Annotated in this window: 18 protein-coding genes; 7 read left to right on the plus strand and 11 right to left on the minus strand. The window is 64.9% G+C overall.

Annotation, left to right across the window (positions count from 1 at the left end; genetic code table 11):
- The first annotated feature begins 23 nt into the window (after nucleotides 1-23).
- The 5 genes from JQ616_RS19885 to JQ616_RS19905 are packed head-to-tail and all read left to right on the plus strand — an operon-like array spanning nucleotide 24 to nucleotide 4,389.
- Entirely contained in the window at nucleotides 24-977 is a 954-nt protein-coding gene (locus JQ616_RS19885; protein WP_212017136.1) for a sulfonate ABC transporter substrate-binding protein, read from the plus strand.
- Nucleotides 959-2,140, plus strand: coding sequence for an FMNH2-dependent alkanesulfonate monooxygenase (gene ssuD / locus JQ616_RS19890; protein ID WP_212017138.1), 1,182 nt, complete (start codon nucleotides 959-961; stop codon nucleotides 2,138-2,140). Before JQ616_RS19885 ends, ssuD begins: the two co-directional genes overlap by 19 nt.
- Nucleotides 2,137-2,943: an ABC transporter permease subunit gene (locus tag JQ616_RS19895; protein WP_212017140.1), complete on the plus strand. Its 807-nt coding sequence runs from the start codon at nucleotides 2,137-2,139 to the stop codon at nucleotides 2,941-2,943. The genes ssuD and JQ616_RS19895 overlap by 4 nt, the downstream gene beginning before the upstream one ends.
- Nucleotides 2,944-2,951: 8 nt before the next feature.
- On the plus strand, nucleotides 2,952-3,791 hold the full coding sequence (locus tag JQ616_RS19900) for an ATP-binding cassette domain-containing protein (RefSeq protein WP_212017872.1): 840 nt from the start codon (nucleotides 2,952-2,954) through the stop codon (nucleotides 3,789-3,791).
- A gap of 7 nt (nucleotides 3,792-3,798) precedes the next feature.
- Nucleotides 3,799-4,389, plus strand: coding sequence for a flavin reductase family protein (locus JQ616_RS19905; RefSeq protein ID WP_212017141.1), 591 nt, complete (start codon nucleotides 3,799-3,801; stop codon nucleotides 4,387-4,389).
- A gap of 26 nt (nucleotides 4,390-4,415) precedes the next feature.
- Here the strand turns inward: JQ616_RS19905 and JQ616_RS19910 are convergent, their stop codons facing one another.
- Nucleotides 4,416-4,796, minus strand: a complete 381-nt coding sequence (locus JQ616_RS19910) for a hypothetical protein (protein ID WP_212017143.1) — start codon at nucleotides 4,794-4,796, stop codon at nucleotides 4,416-4,418.
- 187 nt (nucleotides 4,797-4,983) lie between these two features.
- Between JQ616_RS19910 and JQ616_RS19915 the strand changes: the two genes are divergently transcribed.
- Nucleotides 4,984-5,139 (plus strand): hypothetical protein, encoded by a 156-nt coding sequence (locus JQ616_RS19915; RefSeq protein WP_212017145.1) that lies wholly within the window; start codon nucleotides 4,984-4,986, stop codon nucleotides 5,137-5,139.
- A 28-nt stretch (nucleotides 5,140-5,167) separates the two neighbouring features.
- Here the strand turns inward: JQ616_RS19915 and JQ616_RS19920 are convergent, their stop codons facing one another.
- The 7 genes from JQ616_RS19920 to JQ616_RS19950 form a co-directional block, all read right to left on the minus strand.
- Nucleotides 5,168-5,815 (minus strand): HNH endonuclease, encoded by a 648-nt coding sequence (locus JQ616_RS19920; RefSeq protein WP_212017147.1) that lies wholly within the window; start codon nucleotides 5,813-5,815, stop codon nucleotides 5,168-5,170.
- Between the two features lie 102 nt (nucleotides 5,816-5,917).
- A complete protein-coding gene (gene flbD / locus JQ616_RS19925) occupies nucleotides 5,918-7,303 on the minus strand; it encodes a sigma-54-dependent transcriptional regulator FlbD (RefSeq protein WP_212017149.1) in 1,386 nt (461 codons plus the stop codon).
- 55 nt (nucleotides 7,304-7,358) lie between these two features.
- Nucleotides 7,359-7,709: a flagellar motor switch protein FliN gene (gene fliN, locus JQ616_RS19930; RefSeq protein ID WP_212017151.1), complete on the minus strand. Its 351-nt coding sequence runs from the start codon at nucleotides 7,707-7,709 to the stop codon at nucleotides 7,359-7,361.
- A 20-nt stretch (nucleotides 7,710-7,729) separates the two neighbouring features.
- A complete protein-coding gene (locus JQ616_RS19935) occupies nucleotides 7,730-8,353 on the minus strand; it encodes a FliH/SctL family protein (RefSeq protein ID WP_212017153.1) in 624 nt (207 codons plus the stop codon).
- Nucleotides 8,353-9,438: a flagellar motor switch protein FliG gene (gene fliG / locus JQ616_RS19940; protein WP_021077001.1), complete on the minus strand. Its 1,086-nt coding sequence runs from the start codon at nucleotides 9,436-9,438 to the stop codon at nucleotides 8,353-8,355. Before fliG ends, JQ616_RS19935 begins: the two co-directional genes overlap by 1 nt.
- Nucleotide 9,439: 1 nt before the next feature.
- On the minus strand, nucleotides 9,440-11,014 hold the full coding sequence (fliF, locus tag JQ616_RS19945; RefSeq protein WP_249137082.1) for a flagellar basal-body MS-ring/collar protein FliF: 1,575 nt from the start codon (nucleotides 11,012-11,014) through the stop codon (nucleotides 9,440-9,442).
- A 227-nt stretch (nucleotides 11,015-11,241) separates the two neighbouring features.
- Nucleotides 11,242-11,517 carry a DUF1153 domain-containing protein gene (locus tag JQ616_RS19950; protein WP_002714638.1) on the minus strand — a complete coding sequence of 92 codons (276 nt, stop codon included), beginning with the start codon at nucleotides 11,515-11,517 and terminating at the stop codon, nucleotides 11,242-11,244.
- Nucleotides 11,518-12,039: 522 nt separating this feature from the next.
- Here JQ616_RS19950 and JQ616_RS19955 point away from each other — a divergent pair.
- Nucleotides 12,040-12,819: an alpha/beta fold hydrolase gene (locus JQ616_RS19955; RefSeq protein WP_212017157.1), complete on the plus strand. Its 780-nt coding sequence runs from the start codon at nucleotides 12,040-12,042 to the stop codon at nucleotides 12,817-12,819.
- 79 nt (nucleotides 12,820-12,898) lie between these two features.
- On the opposite strand, the gene JQ616_RS19960 is transcribed toward JQ616_RS19955, so the two are convergent.
- The 3 genes from JQ616_RS19960 to JQ616_RS19970 form a co-directional block, all read right to left on the minus strand.
- Nucleotides 12,899-14,632, minus strand: a complete 1,734-nt coding sequence (locus JQ616_RS19960) for a hypothetical protein (RefSeq protein ID WP_212017159.1) — start codon at nucleotides 14,630-14,632, stop codon at nucleotides 12,899-12,901.
- Between the two features lie 125 nt (nucleotides 14,633-14,757).
- Nucleotides 14,758-15,993, minus strand: coding sequence for an OpgC family protein (locus JQ616_RS19965; protein WP_212017161.1), 1,236 nt, complete (start codon nucleotides 15,991-15,993; stop codon nucleotides 14,758-14,760).
- 125 nt (nucleotides 15,994-16,118) lie between these two features.
- Nucleotides 16,119-16,298 carry a hypothetical protein gene (locus JQ616_RS19970; RefSeq protein WP_212017924.1) on the minus strand — a complete coding sequence of 60 codons (180 nt, stop codon included), beginning with the start codon at nucleotides 16,296-16,298 and terminating at the stop codon, nucleotides 16,119-16,121.
- Nucleotides 16,299-16,573: the final 275 nt, after the last annotated feature.

The following is a 16,573-nucleotide window of genomic DNA, read 5'->3' on the forward strand; positions in this document are numbered from 1 at the left end:
CATTCAATGCAAAGGATATTCCCATGACGCGTTTGTTTCGACGCTGGGTCGCCCGCGCGGTGCTGTCGGTCAGCATCGTCGCTGCGAGCGTCGGCGCCTCCTATGGTCAGGACAAGGTGGTCCGCATCGGCTTCCAGAAATACGGCAAGCTGGTGCTGCTCAAGAGCAAGGGCTCGCTCGAGCAGAAGCTGAAATCGGTCGGCTACTCGGTGGTCTGGACCGAGTTTCCGTCCGGGCCGCCGCTGCTCGAAGCACTCAATGTCGGCGCGATCGATTTCGGCAACACCGGCGAAGCGCCGCCGATCTTCGCGCAGGCCGCCGGCGCGCCGCTGCAATATGTCGCCTATGAGCCGCCGGCGCCGAAAGGCGAGGCGATCCTGGTGCCGAAGGACAGCCCGATCAAATCGGTGACTGACCTCCGGGGCAAGAAGGTCGCGCTGAACAAGGGCTCCAACGTCCACTATCTGCTGGTGAAGGCGCTGGAGAAAGCCGGCGTCAAATATTCCGAGATCGAGCCGGTGTTCCTGGCACCCGCCGACGCGCGCGCGGCGTTCGAGCGCGGCGCAGTCGACGCCTGGGTGATCTGGGATCCGTTCCAGGCCGCCGCCGAGGCCGCGACCGGCGCGCGCACCGTCGCCGACGGCACCGGCGTCGTCGCGAACTATCAGTTCTACTTCGCTTCGAAGAAATTCCTGCAGGCCGATCCGAAGATCGTCGAGCTCGTGCTGGCGCAACTCAGCGAGGTCGATGACTGGGCCAAGGGCGACATCCACGCCGTCGCCGAGCAGCTCGCGCCGAGCATCGGCCTGTCGGTGCCGGTGGTCGAGGTCGCGCTGAAGCGGCAGGCCTACGGCATCAAGCCGGTCACCGACACCGTGATCGCGGATCAGCAACAGGTCGCCGACACGTTCTTCGCGCTCGGCCTGATCCCCAAACACATCAAGATTTCCGACGTCGCATGGAGGCCGGGCACGTGAGCACCCCAACCAACGCCAACATCCTCTGGTTCCTGCCGACCCACGGCGACAGCCGCTATCTCGGCACGTCGATCGGCGGCCGCGAGGTGAACTTCAACTATCTGCGCCAGATCGCGCAGGCCGCCGACCAGCTCGGCTATTACGGCGTGCTGCTGCCGACGGGCCGCAGCTGCGAGGACTCCTGGGTGGTGGCCTCGGCCGTTGCGCCCTGGACCGAGCGCCTGCGCTATCTCGTGGCGGTGCGGCCGGGCCTGCAATCGCCGAGCGTCGCCGCGCGCATGACCGCGACCTTGGACCGGCTGTCGAACGGCCGTCTCCTGATCAACGTCGTCACCGGCGGCGATCCGGTCGAGAACAAGGGCGACGGCATTTTCCTCGACCATGACGAGCGGTATGCGGTGACCCGCGAGTTCCTGAACGTCTACAGCGATCTGCTCGCGGGCAAGACGGTGAATGTCGAAGGCGAGCACATCCGGATCGAGGACGGCCGCCTGCTGTTCAATCCGGTGCAATCGCCACGGCCGCCGCTGTATTTCGGCGGCTCGTCGGACGCCGGCATCGACGTCGCGGTCGACACCGTCGACAAATACCTGACCTGGGGCGAGCCGCCGGCGCAGGTCGCCGAGAAGATCGCCAAGGTCAAGACCGTTGCCGCGCAGCGCGGCCGCAAGCTGTCGTTCGGCATCCGCCTGCATGTGATCGTGCGCGAGACCAACGCCGAGGCCTGGAAGGCGGCCGACGAGCTGATCCAGTACGTCACCGACGACACCGTCGCCGCTGCGCAGAAGATCTTTTCCAGGATGGACTCGGTCGGCCAGCAGCGCATGGCGCAGCTGCATGGCGGCCGCCGCGACCAGCTCGAGATCAGCCCGAATCTGTGGGCCGGCGTCGGCTTGGTGCGTGGCGGTGCGGGCACCGCGCTGGTCGGCGATCCCCAGACGGTCGCGGCGCGGATCAAGGAGTATCAGGACATCGGCGTCGATACCTTCATCATGTCGGGTTACCCGCATCTCGAGGAAGCCTATCGCTTCGCCGAGCTGGTGTTCCCGCTGCTGTCGCTCGGGCACGGCAACAACGTGACGCCGATCCGGGTCAACACCGGGCCGTTCGGCGAGACCATCGGCAACGAATATCGGCCGCAGAAACAGGCATCGCAATCATGAGTCTCATCGACAGTCTTCCGCGCGTCGGCGCGCCTAAGCTTCCCAAGGTCGACGGCCTGATCCCCTGGATCGTGCCGTTGGCAATCGTGCTGATCTGGCAGCTTGCCTGCGTCACCGGCTACGTGCCGTCGCGGGTGCTGCCGGCGCCGACCGATGTCGCGCTGGCCGGCTGGAAGCTGCTGCTGTCAGGTGAACTGATCCGCAACATCTGGGTCAGCTTCTGGCGCGCTTCGATCGGCTTTGTGATCGGCGGCGGCATCGGCTTCGCGTTCGGTTTGGCCAACGGCCTGTCGCAGCTGTCGGCAAAACTCACCGACACCACGCTGCAGATGGTGCGCAACATCCCGCATCTGGCGCTGATCCCGCTGGTCATCCTGTGGTTCGGCATCGACGAGTCGGCCAAGCTGTTCCTGGTCGCGCTCGGCGTGTTCTTTCCGATCTATCTCAACACGCTGCACGGCATCCGCACCGTCGATCCGCAGCTGATCGAGATGGGCCGCATCTACGGCATGACCGACGGCGAGCTGTTCCGCCGGGTGATCTTTCCGGGCGCGCTGCCCTCGATCTTCGTCGGCCTGCGTTTTGCGCTCGGCATCATGTGGCTGACGCTGATCGTCGCCGAGACCATCGCGGCCTCGTCGGGCCTCGGCTACATGGCGATGCAGGCGCGCGAGTTCATGCTGATCGACGTCGTCGTGCTCTCGATCCTGATCTACGCCTTGCTCGGCAAGCTCGCCGACAGCGCCTCGCGGGCGCTGGAGCGGCTGACCCTGTCTTGGCACCCAGCGTTCCAGAAGAAGTGAGAATGAGCATGCAAGAAGCGCTTCGTTTCCAGTCCGCCGGTGCCGAGCCGGTCGACCGTGCCGACATCGTCGTGCAGGCACGGCAGCTGCGGCGCGGATCGGAAGGCGCGGCCCGCGGCCTGTCGCTGACCATTCGCGGCCTGCGCAAATCGTTCGGCGATAATGAGGTGCTGCGCAGCATCGACCTGCATATCCCCTCCGGGCAGTTCGTCGCGATCGTCGGCCGCAGCGGCTGCGGCAAAAGCACGTTGCTGCGCCTGGTCGCCGGCCTCGATGCGCCGACGGCGGGAAGCATCGCGTTCGGTGAGGAGCCGCGGGCACAAGACGTCCGCGTCATGTTCCAGGAGCCGCGCCTGCTGCCCTGGGCGCGGGTGCTGTCCAATGTCGAAGTGGGTCTGGGGCGCGAGCGCTCGTCTGCCGACGCGCAGGCGCGCGCAGAGCGTGCGCTGGTCGAGGTCGGCCTTGGCGACAAGCGCGCGGAGTGGCCATCGGTGCTGTCGGGCGGCCAGAAGCAACGCGTGGCGCTGGCGCGGGCGCTGGTCAGCCAGCCGCGCGTGCTGGCGTTCGACGAGCCGCTCGGCGCGCTCGATGCGCTGACCCGGATCTCGATGCAGCAATTGCTGGAGCGGGTCTGGCGCGACCAGGGCTTCACCGCGATCCTGGTGACGCATGACGTCGCCGAGGCGGTCGCGCTCGCCGATCGCGTGCTGGTCATCGAGGATGGCCGCATCGCGCAGGACGTCACGATCGATCTGCCGCGGCCGCGCCGGCGCGGCTCGGCCGAGCTCGCCGCGCTGGAAGGCGAGATTTTGAAGCATCTGCTCGAAGGCAGCGAAGATACCCTGTGAGGTCGCCATGAATTCCCTTGTCCGCAATGTTTCGATCGAGCCAGCGGTGGCGGCCGCCGACTTCCGCGGCGCGATGCGCCACCTCACCGGCGGCGTCAGTGTCATCACGGCCGGGCGCGGCAAGGACATCTCGGGAATGACGGTGACTTCGGTGTCGTCGCTGTCGGTCGAGCCGCCGTCCTTGATCGTCAGCATCAATCGCGCGGCTTCGTCATGGCCGCTGATCGCGCGCCATGGGGCGTTCGGCGTCAACATCCTGACCGCGGACCAGCTCGACATCGCCGAGCGCTTCACCGGCAAGGGCGGCCTGAAGGGAGCGGAGCGGTTCACCGGGGCCGAATGGACGACGCGCGCGTCGGGCGTGCCGCTGCTGGTCGGAGCGCTGGCCGCGATCGACTGCGAGGTCGAGGAGGTCATCGAGCGGCATTCGCACGCGATCGTCATCGGCCGCGTGCTCGACGTGATCGGGTCGCAACGCACCGCCGCGCTGGCCTATTGGCACGGCGAATACGTCGCGATCGACCATGACGAAGACGCAGCCAGGCTGGCCGAGGTCAGCCTGCCGTCGCGTCATGTTCATGCCCGGGGCGTGCGCTAGCGCGCGATGCCGGTCCGGATTGGTGCTTAGAAGACGGCGCTCAACGTCGCCGGGCTGTCGATGATCAAATTGCTGCCGCGGACACTTGCCCATACCGCCTGGATGCTCTGAGCCGCGTTGGCCAGCGGAATGCCGACGACCAGCGTTGTCGGGACGCGGCCAAAGCTCGACGGGGCGGCTTCGTTATAGGTGAAGCACGCGACAACCGGCGAGACCGCGCCATTGACAGTGACGCCGAACGTGCCGCCCGGATTCTCGTTGCCTGTGGCGTAGGGATTCGGAACGTTCAGGGTGATCATCGCGACGGTGCCGACGCCCTCCGGGATCGTCAGGCTGAGGCCTTTCATCGGCGTGAAAGATCCGGAGTTGGTGGACAGGGTGCCGGCGGTCTGCGCGTAAAGGGCCATATCACTCTCCAGTTGTCGAAATATAAATACGCAATAGGAGATTGAGTACGGCAACCGGCCGCAAGATTCAAGTGATGATACGTTTCAAGCGATGAAAGGCCCGGCAGCCGGCGCGGCATGTTGCCGGTGGCGCTCGGCGAGGCCGGAGATTAAAAGCCGGGGATTGTTTCGGAGGCGTGACGGTTCGATGAAGCGCGTGGCAACCTGGCTGTTCTATCTCGTCGGCGCGATCGCCGTCGGCTATCTCGCGCTCTATGCCTATGTGACGTTCACTGGCCGCGACATCACGCCGGGCGATCCGATCCGGATCTTCCGCAAGCCCGACGCGCCCAGCTATTCATGAGGAGGGGTCCGCGACCCGCTATAGCGGCTTAATCATTTCTAATACATTCAATCCGCCGGTATGAATTACTGGAGTTCCGTTCGGTGCATTGCCCGTGTCGAAAATGTGCTCCCAGAAGCCCGCGCCCGACTTTCCTCCAAACGTTGTCAGTGACTGCTGATAGTCGACCCATAATCTTGTCGTCATGATGAAGATACTCGATGGGTAGCCTCATGAATGCTGTCCGCATTCCCGATAGCTCGTCCGACCAAACTTCAACCGACGTAGTTGTGTATTGCTCGAGTTCCGGTAAAGAAAACGAAATGCTATCTTGAGCTATGTTTGCCTTCAGTGCGTACCTTCCACCACCGTACTCGGCGAGTACATGGCCGAGGTTTGCTCCACGAGGATCGTTTGCTTTCTTCCGAATAGTCTCCAAGCGATTGAGCACGCGAGCTACGTACAAGTGGGATGCTTGTTTGCTTTCGTTTGCTCGGGCGAACACCAAGGCCCAGTTGCTTTCCTCGTCCGGGCCCTTGTCTCGCGTCGGAATAATGTGATCAATTTCCAGATCGTCACTGCCAAGGTTCATCTTGTGGCCCGTGATGAAGCAAGCCCCGTTCTGACGTGTCCAGAGCCGCTCCCTCAATGACTTTCGTTGATCCGGTGAAAGTCTTTGCAAGGCAAATGACGACATGAAATTACCTCTCCTCCAACGAAATCGGGTAATAATGGAGAGTAAGGCCAGCGATTTCAAGTCGCGGCGAGGTCGGCCCACAACCTTGCAGGGATGCGTTGCTCAGCCGGCGTTTGCCATGCGCTGATAGTCTGGCGCGCCGTTGCCCGCCGGAGTGATCGGGATGCCGCCGTCGGCATATTCGTTCAGCTTGTTGCGCAGCGTGCGGATCGAGATGCCGAGGATGTTGGCGGCATGGGTGCGGTTGCCGAGGCAGTGCTTCAGCGTTTCCAGGATCAGGTCGCGCTCGACATCGGCGACGGTGCGGCCGACCAGCGCGCGGGTGACCTGCTCGGCGGCGAGCGTCGCGTGCGCCACCGCGGGCGCGGTCTTGGCGAGGTCGAGCCGGTCGCCGTCGGGGGTGAGGATCGCGTCGGGACCGATCTCGTCGCCCTGCGCCATCAGCACCGAGCGATGGATGGTGTTCTCGAGCTCGCGGACGTTGCCCTGCCAGCGGTTCGCGGTCAGGACGTGGCGGGCCTCGGTCGAGATCGGGCGGACCGCGAGGCCGTTGGCCTCGGCATATTTCTTGGCGAAATGCTGCGCCAGCTCGAGGATATCAGCCGGACGGTCGCGCAGCGGCGGAATCTTCAAATTGACGACGTTGAGGCGGAACAGCAGGTCCTCGCGGAAGGTGCCCTCGCGCACCGCTTCCGACAGATTGCGGTTCGAGGTCGCGATGATGCGGATGTCGACCGGGACCGGCTTGGTGCCGCCGACGCGGTCGATCACGCGCTCCTGGATCGCGCGCAGCAGTTTGGATTGTAGCCGCACGTCCATCTCGGAAATTTCGTCGAGCAGCAGCGTGCCGCCGGTGGCTTCCTCGAACTTGCCGATGCGGCGCGCCACCGCGCCGGTGAAGGCGCCCTTCTCATGGCCGAACAGTTCGGATTCCAAGAGGTGCTCCGGGATCGCCGCGCAGTTGATCGAGATGAACGGGCGCTTGGCGCGGGTCGAGCGGGAATGGACGTAGCGCGCCAGCACTTCCTTGCCGGTGCCGGACTCGCCGGTGATCATGACCGACGCGTCGGAGCCTGCGATCTGTTGCGCCAGCTTGATCACCCGGCCCATCGCCTCGTCGCGCCAGATCAGGTCGCGTGCGTCGTTGGCGACGGCGGCGAGCACGGCTGCGATCAGCTCGGGATCGGGCGGCAGCGGGATGTATTCCTTGGCGCCGGCATGGATCGCGGCGACCGCGGCGCGGGCGTCGTTGGAGATGCCGCAGGCGACGATCGGAACGTGGATGTGCTCGGCCTCGAGCCGCATCACGAGGTCGCGGATGTCGAGGCCGACATCGACCAGCAGGAGGTCGGCGCCCTTGCCGCCGCGCAGCACGTTCATCGCCTGTTCGGCGGCCTCGGCGTGGGTCACCGAGGCGCCGTTGTCCATCGCGATCTTGGTCGCGGTCGTGAGCTGGCCCTTCAGGGTGCCAACGATGAGAAGCCGCATGATGATCTCCTGTTCGTCTGGTCGCGCAGGTTCCGCGCGCTACCGTTGCATTCGTTTAAGTGCGTTCGGCCTTGATGATTTCGGTCATGGTCACGCCGAGCTTGTCTTCCACCAGCACCACTTCGCCACGCGCCACCAGGCGGTTGTTGACGTAGATGTCGATTGCTTCGCCGACCCGGCGGTCGAGCTCGAGCACGGTGCCCGGTCCGAGCTTCAGGAGGTCGCCGACGTCCATCTTGGAGCGGCCGAGCACCGCCGAGACCTGCACCGGCACGTCGAACACGGCCTCGAGGTCGGCCGCGATGCGCGCGGCATTTTCGTCCTCGTTGTAGCCGATGTCGTCGATCCCGGGCGCGTCGGCGGCGTTGAGATCGGGAAGCGGGACTTGGGTGTCGTTATCGCTCATGCTTCAGCCCTCAATGCCCTTCAGCCGGTCTGGCCGCGGGACGCCAGATAGCGCCCGACGAGTTCGTTGATCTTTGCTTCGATCGCAGCGCGCTCCAACACGACACCGCCATCGGCCCATTCGATCCGGCAGTCGCCGGTCGCAATCGTCGGTTCGGCCAGGATCACCAGCCGGCCCTGGAAGCCGGAATGCGCCGCCATCTGCTCGATGTTGTGATGCGCCGCCTCGTAGAGCGCGTCGTTGATGCGGACCACGAGATGCGGGGTTGCCACCAGATGCGAGAAGCAGTCGGAGACCAGCGCGGTGATCTCGCCGAGCGGCTCGCGCGCCACCAGTTCATTGCAGAGCTTGCGGGCGACCGCGACCGCGACATCGACCGCCTCGGTCTCCATCCGCGTCTCGATGCCGGCGAAGCGGGCCGCGATGCCCTTGATCGCAGTGCCGATCTCTTCCAGCGCCTGCGCCATGCGGCGGTCGCTCTCGACCTTGGCCTCGCGCAGCGCGGCCTCATAGCCGGCGCGGTAGGCGCGGGCCTCGGCATCGGCGACCTTCTGGGCGACCTCGGCCGGCGTCGGCGCACGCTCGCGGGCGCGGTCCGGGGCCGAGAAGTCGGTGTCGAACAGGAATTTTGCAGGTGCGGCCATCAGTACACCAGCTCGTCGTCGGCGCGGTTCTTGGTCAGGGTGATCTCGCCGCGCGCGGCGAGGTCCTTCGCGAGGTTGACCAGCAGCGCCTGCGCCTCGTCGACGTCGCGCAACCGCACCGGGCCCATCGCGGCCATGTCGTCCATCAGCATCTTGCCGGCGCGGGAGGACATGTTGCCGAGGAAGAAGCTCCGCACCTCCTCATTGGCGCTCTTCAGCGCGACGCCGAGCTTGTCCTTGTCGATGTTGCGCATCAGCGTCTGGGCCGAGGCGGAATCGAGCTTGATCAGGTCGTCGAAGGTGAACATCAGCGCCTTGATGCGCTCGGCGGACTCGCGGTTTTCTTCTTCCAGCGAGGTGATGAAGCGGGTCTCGGTCTGGCGGTCGAAATTGTTGAAGATCTCGGCCATCACCTCATGGGCGTCGCGGCGGCGGGTCTGCGACAGGTTCGACATGAACTCGGTGCGCAGCGTCTGCTCGACGCGCTCGATGACTTCCTTCTGCACCGCCTCCATCCGCAGCATGCGGCCGACCACGTCGAGCGCGATGTCCTCGGGCAGGATCGCGAGCACGCGGGCGGCGTGCTCCGGCTTCAGTTTCGACAGCACCACGGCGATGGTCTGCGGGTACTCGTTCTTGAGGTAGTTGGCGAGCACCTCTTCCTGCACGTTGGAGAGCTTCTCCCACATGTTGCGGCCGGCAGGGCCGCGGATCTCGTCCATGATGCCGGTGACGCGCTCGGCCGGCAGGTATTGTTGCAGCAGCCGCTCGGTGGCGTCGAAATTGCCCATCAGCGCGCCGGACGCCGACATCCGCGAGACGAACTCCAGCATCAGATCCTCGACTACGTCGGCCTCGACGGTGCCGAGCGTCGACATGTGGACCGACAGCTCGCGGACCTCCTCGTCGTCGAGCATCGACCAGATCTTGCCGCCATACTGCTCGCCGAGCGCGAGCATCAGGATTGCGGCGCGCTTCGGGCCGGGCAGCGGCTTGCCCTTGGGCCGTGCGCTCTGCCGGTTCGCCAGCGTCGAGAGGACGGTGGCGATGTCGTTGGCGTTGGTGGTCTGGGGTACGGCGGCCATGTCAGTTCTCTACCGGCTCGCTCAGCCATTGACGGACGATGGAGACGGTTTCGTTCGGATTGCGCTCGGCGAGCTCGCCGACCCGGTGCACGGCCTGGGCGTGGACCTGGCCCTGGATCTGGGCGACGTCGATCAATTGCGCCGCGCCGCCGCCGGCTGGGATCAGCGCCTGGCCGGTGGCGCCGGCGCTCTCGGCATGGGCTTCGGCGAGTACCGGCAGGCCGGCGCCGGCCAGCGACGGAATCGCGTCGGCGGCGACGATGCGCTTGACCAGCGGCCGGACCACCATGAACAGCACGACCAACCCGAGCATCATCATGACGCCGAGCTCGATGACGTACATCACGTCATCCTTGGTGAATTGCAGCATGCCGAGCAGGCCGGTGGGCTCGGCGATCGGCTGCGCGGTCGGCGGCTCGGCGAAGCGGAGGTTGACGACCTCGACCTGGTCGCCGCGCTTCTGGTCGAAGCCGATCGCGGAACGGACCAAAGCGGCGATGCGGTCGAGCTGCTCCTTGGTGCGGTCCTGGTAGACCATCTCGCCTTTTTCGTTCTTGGAATAGGCGCCGTCGACCAGCACCGCGACCGAGATGCGGTTGACGCGGCCGGCCTCGGTCACCTCGGTCTTGGTGGTGCGGGAAATCTCGTAATTGTTGGTTTCCTCGCTCTTCTTGCTCTGGTCGCGGGCGCGGGCGGCGTTGTCCTGGTTCTGGCCGCCGGGCAGCTCGTTGGCGACGGTGACCTGGCCGGAATTGTCGGCGGTGAGGCTCGATTCCTCACGGGTCTGGGTCGAGCGCAGCACCCGGCCCTCGGGGTCGAACTTGTCCGAGGTCTGGGTGATCTTGTTGTAGTCGAAGTCCGCGGAGAGCTGGACGCGGGCGCGGCCGGCGCCGACCACCGAGGAGACGATGTCCTCGACCTGCTTGCGCATCCGCTTCTCGAAGGCGGCGCGGCGCTCGTCGCCGACGGCGGCATCGGCATCGGACTGGGCGCCGTCTGCGAGCAGCTGGCCGGCCTCGTCGACGATCGAGACCCGCTGCGGCTTCAGCCCGTTGACCGCGGAAGCGACGACGTGACGGATCGCGCGGATCTGCTGCGGCTCCAGCGAGCCGCGCACCCTGAGCACGATCGAGGCGGACGGCTCCGGCGTCTCGCGCGAGAACAGCGGCTTTTCCGGCAGCACGAGGTGGACGCGCGCGGCCTGCACCCGGTCGATGGCGCGGATGGTGCGGGCGAGCTCGCCTTCCAGCGCACGTAGATGATTGATGTTCTGGACGAAGCTCGTGGTGCCCAGGGCGTCCGATTTGTCGAAGATCTCGTAGCCGACGCCGCCGCCCTTCGGCATGCCGCCCTCGGCGAGCTTCATCCGCAGCCGCGTCACCTTGTCCTTCGGCACCATGATCGCGGCGCCGTCATTGCGCAGCTCGAACGGGATCGCCTGGCGCTCCAGTTCCTTGATGATGGCCGAGGAATCCTCGGTCGACAGGTCGGTGAAGAGGGTGGTCATCTGCGGTGTGGTGACGCGCATGATGACGAACGCAAAGAAACCGATCAGGGCCGCTGTGACCGCAACCATGGCCGCGAGGCGGGCCGCACCAAGACCTCTGAAGAAAGCAACCAGACTTTGCACCAACGGCCCCCAGGGATTCGGCCCACGCGGGTCCGACTGGGCAAATATTGCCTAGGGTATGGTTTCCATATGGTTAACGAAGGTTAAGAACCGCGGCTAAAACGCGGACATGAAAAAAACCGGCTTCGCAAAGCGAGGCCGGTTTTCTTCAAATGCCGCAGTTTGCGCGAAACTTACTGCCGGTACTGCTGGATACGTGTGGTGCGCAGTCCGGCCAAACCATGCTGGTCGATCGAGAACTGCCAGGAAAGGAATTCGTCGACGGTCAGCGTGTAGCGGCTGCAGGCCTCCTCAAGGGAGAGCAGACCGCCGCGGACCGCAGCGACAACTTCGGCCTTGCGGCGGATGACCCACCGTTTGGTACCGGGGGCCGGCAAATCCGCAATCGTTAACGGGCTGCCGTCAGGCCCGATGACGTATTTCACCCTCGGGCGATGGGGTTCTGTCATGGCGTACTCACAAACTCTCAACCACTGAACTCGCGAGTGGTAACCTACGCCCACCGGTTTAAAATTTGCCTAAGCCCAAGCGTTCAATACGAATCTCGTTGGAACAGCCGGGAACTGGGGGGCGGCGAGGGGGCGGATTGGCCGTCGGACGCCGCGGCCGCTGCCGGTTTTTACGGGGAGGGAACCCATCCGCCGGTGCGTCCCTCACACCCCTTCCGCGAAATTCTGACGCACAACGCATCGATGTAATGTGAGGCGAGCACACCGGTAAGGCTCCCTCCCCCCCTTGAGGGGAGGGTTGGAGAGAGGGGTAAGGCCCGGGCGAGATGATCGATTTGAGACTTGCTCTCGCAATCTCGGCTACGCGCCACGTTCCATGTCGAAAGTGGTGTCCGCATCTCGTTCACCGATCCTTGATCGTCATATCGCCACCGCGCGTAACCATGCGCCTTTGCGTGCGTAGAAGAGGATGTCCGCTCACCGCCGGTGGGCGCTTCCAATCCTTCCATCCGAGCCCTTGTCATGATGATGAACAGACGGACTTTCTCGACTGCCTTGCTTGCCGGCGCGGCAGCTTCATTGGTGTCCTCGCGTGGCTTCGCCGCAACCACGCCGCCGGTGAAGGCGCGCAACGTCGTGCTGGTGCACGGCCTGTTCGCCGACGGCTCGTGCTGGTCCGAAGTCATTCCGCGCTTGCAGGCGGCCGGGCTCAATGTGACGTCGGTGCAGAATCCGCTGACCACGCTGCCGGACGCGGTCGCCTCGGCGCAGCGCGTGCTCGATCGCCAGGATGGACCGACCGTCCTCGTCGGCCATTCCTTCTCCGGCATGATCGTCACCGAGGTCGGCGTGCATCCGAATGTGTCCGCGCTGGTCTATGTCGCGGCGCGCGCGCCCGATGCGGATGAGGATTACACCGCGCTTGCAAAAACCTATCCGACGCCTCCGGCAAGCGCCGGTATCGTGTTCGATGGCGATGAGGGCCGCTTGAGCGAAGCGGCGTTCCTGCGCGATTTCGCCGGCGACCTGCCGGAAGCAAAAGCAAAGGTGCTCTATGCCGTGCAGCAGCCGTTCCACAAGCAACTGCTGACCGGCAAGACCAGCCACGCCGCCTGGCGCAGCAAGCCGAGCTATTACGCCGTCTCGACCGAGGACCGCACCATCAATCCGGATCTCGAACGCTTCATGGCGAAGCGGATGGGCGCCACCACGATCGAGGTGAAGGCGAGTCATCTCGCATTGATCTCGCAGCCCGAGCCGATTGCGCGGTTGATCCTCGCCGCCGCGGGACAGGCGGAGTGAGTGTCGGTTGCTCCGCGCGTCGCTAACGCAACGGCCCCGGAAACGTAGAGACGTCTCCGGGGCCATTTTGCATGCGCGCCTAAAGGATATGCGCGCCGTGGCTGTTGAGAATGCCGTGGTCGCCCGTGATCGGGATCAGGTCATGGACCACGGCATCGACGTCGATCGGCGCGCTTGTCGTATTGCCGGAGGCGATGTTGCCGGACAACGCGTGGCTGAGATTGAGCCCGCCGAGCAGATTGCCAACCAGCCCATCCGTTCCGGTCCCGCCGAGCGAGGGAATGCTGAGCGGGCTATTGCTGCCGGTCAGCGCGCCGAGATCGAGCAGATGCGGACCGTTGGCGCCGACATCGACGGCGTTGACCTCGACGGTGTGATGATCGCCCGAGGTTGGCGCAGCCAGGATATCGATCGCCTGTCCGTTTGGCTGGGTCGGACCAACGTCGAGCGTGACCAGATGCCCGCTGTTCGGATTGCTGAGGCTGCCGACGATGCCGCCGAGCAATCCGCCGTCATTGGCATTGTTGCCGCCATTCGCCGTCACCAGCGGCAGGCTTTGTAGATCATGGCCGACGTTCTGGATCAGATTGTCGATCGGATTGGCCGGGTCGTCTTGTCCGTTGACGACGCCGGTCAACAGATTCGCCGGCACGGCATCGAGCGCATGCACGGTATCGGTGAGGTCGGCGCCGAGATGCGTCACCGCGTCGGTGGTGTGACCAGCCAGGACCTCGCTGGGCGTGTTGAGCAAATCGGTCACGAGATTCGAGTGTCCGTCGGTCGCAGGCGCGGCACCGAGCTGGCCCAGCCCGACAGTGCCGGCGAGATTGGTGACGTCGTGAACCAGATTGTCGAGCCCGGCCTCGTGGCCGATCGTCGTGAGAAGGCCGCTCGCGTCGGACGCGGCGCCGTTGACCGCGTTCAACACGGGTTGCAGCAGCCCGCCTTGTCCGGCGAGCGTCAGGCCGCTGTTCTGGCCGAGACCGGCCGGGATCGCGCCGATCGCATTCACGGTGTCGGTGAGGTCGGTGCCGAGATTCGCCACGGCGTCTGACGTGTGACCTGACAGAACTTCTCCTGGTGTGTTGAGCAGGTCGGTCAGAAGATTGGAGTGCCCGTCGGCCGCCGGCGCAGCGCCGAGCTGCCCGAGCCCGACTGTGCCGGCGAGGCCGGTGACGTCGCCGACCGTGCTGTCCAGTCCGGCCTGGTGGCCGATCGTGGTGAGAAGACCGCCGGCGTTGGACGCGGCGGCATTGATCGGGTTCAGCACGGGTTGCAGCAATCCGTCCTGTCCGGCGAGCACAAGGCCGTTACCGAGGCCCGGCAATCCGCCGCTTCCGGAGCCGCCGCCCGACGACGTGCCGCCACCTGCAGAGGTGCCGCCGCCCGAAGTGCCGCCATCCGTTCCGCCGCCAGCTGACGTGCCGCTGCCCGAGCCGCCGCCACCTGACGTGCCACCGCCCGAAGCGCCGCTGCCTGAAGATCCGTCGCCGCCTCCTGCCTGTTGTCCGGTGCCGCCATTCGTTCCCCCGCCCGCGGAGGTGCCGCCACCCGAGCCACCTCCACCCGAGCTGCCACTGCCCGAAGCGCCACCGCCCGTACCGCCCGAGGAGCTGCCGGCGCCGCTACCCGATGCGCCTGAACCCGCTGACCCTGACATGCCGCCCGAGCCACCGCTGCCGTCATCCGCGCCGCCACCGCCGGCGGATTGTCCTGACGATCCGGAGCTGCTTGATCCGGACGAAGAGCCTGCTGAAGAGGTGCCCTGGCCCATAGCCTGATACTGATCAGCATACGCATTCGGGTCGTTCATGAGGTTGCCTCCGTGTTGCGTCTAACCGGAGCCAAAACCGAAGCCTGAACGGAATGGTTGCGTCGCGAATGCGTGAGGGCCCGAACGTGGCAAACAGCCGATGTCCACCGCGATTCAAATTTTCATCAAGGGCAGTACGTTGATGGCGTGGGGACGATTGTCAGCCGTGGAGCTGGAGCAGTCCTGCGGGCGCGATCCTCGCCTTTCAGTTCCCGATCAACTGCGCCTGCCGCAGGCTTGCGCTTGGCGCCCAGCGCGTTCAGGAGCGCCGCGGCGACGACCATCACCAGGACGCCGCCGAGGCTGAGCGCGATCTGCATCGAAACCCGGTTCGAGATGTCGAACACATCCAACTGGCTGACCAGCGCGAGCAGCACGCCGAGACAATAGATCGGCAGCGAATTTTCCCCACAACACCGCGCGCCGCGCAGCACCGGCGTCGATAGCCCGCGCCAGCCCGCCGGAACGAGCCACAGCGCCACGATCGCAAGAGCCAGGAAATGAAGCAGCCGCAACGGGCTCAGATTCGATTTGTCCAAGGGCAACAGGTGATCCGTCAAGGTCTGCAGCGCCGGCGACCCGATGTCATGGCCGCGCGCAACGATCAGCCCGACCACCAGATAGAGAACGGAAACCACCAGCGCAGAGCGCGACATCACCCATGTTCGGATCTTGTCGCCCTCGATGACGTACCACGCACCCAGCACGACCAACAGCTGCCAGGCGAGCGGATTGAAGAACCAGACGCCGTTGGGCCATGCCGGAACTCTCCAGCCAAACACCTGCACCAGCGCATAGAGCGACAACGAAAGGCCAAGCGTTGCGTTTGGTGTCCGCAGCAACAGCCACAACAGCGGCGCGAACAGGACGTGACAGATCACAAACACCGGCAACACGTCGGTGTTGACAGGGCGGTATTGCAGCATCGCGGCGTGCGCAAATGCCGCACCCGGATGTTCGAACAGAATCCGCGTATTGCTGTCGTCAGCAAGATCACCGCTGCCCGCAACGTAGACGAGGACGGCGCAAGCGAGCGTAAGCAGGAGGAAGGCGGCGTAGATGTCCCATCCCCGCCGCAGCGAACGGCCGATCATGCCTTGCCAGCCATCCCGCTGCCGCGTCCTGCCGTAGGCCAGCGCGCATGTCACGCCCGAGATGAACATGAATATCTCGGCGGCGTCGCAGAAGCCGTAATTGCGCAACGTGAGCCAGCTCCCGACGTTGTTGGGAACGTGGTCGAGAAAGATCCACCATAATGCGATGCCGCGGCAGACGTCGATGCGCGGGTCGCGGCCAGTCGATCTGAACACCAGCGGAGTTTCGCCGATCAATCGCTTCGATGTGTGGATTCGATCATGCATCTGTCGATCTGTCTGGCGTGCGCACGGCCTCAAGCGGCATCGGTCTATGTGAAGCTCCCGGGGGCCCCGAGGCGTGCGCGTGCCGGACTAGCCTCCGGCGTAACCAATGGGATTGTGCGCTTCAGCTACCCGAGGGTTGGCGGCGCTTCCGCCGGCCAGCCACGATCAAGGGGCGCGGCCGGGTCGCCGTCTTGCGGCGGCGGCTGCAAGACGTCGCCGATGACGGGTATCAAAAGCTGCTTCCTCATTTCGGCGAGGCGAGCGCGACAGAATTCATGATAGAGCATGTCGAATATGGTGGACATGATCGAACGCCTTCTTGATCACTAAGGTTGACTTCCCACGTGACAGATTTCGACCATTTCAACCGGCGGCCAAAAGCCAACAGTGCCGCAGGCATTTATGTCCGACGAATTCTGCTAGCGATTTGGCTGAGCAGCGAAATAAAATCGGTATCAGCAATCTTTCATAGTAGCCTGTCCGCGGATCGGTAAGCCGGATCGATTGCGAACAGGGACGCGAGTCCGATTTGCACTTGCACGCCGCCCGGGATGTCCAATGAATCCGATGGCGGCAATTA

The sequence above is a fragment of the Bradyrhizobium tropiciagri genome (genome assembly GCF_018130545.1).
Classification (GTDB): Bacteria; Pseudomonadota; Alphaproteobacteria; order Rhizobiales; family Xanthobacteraceae; genus Bradyrhizobium; species Bradyrhizobium tropiciagri_A.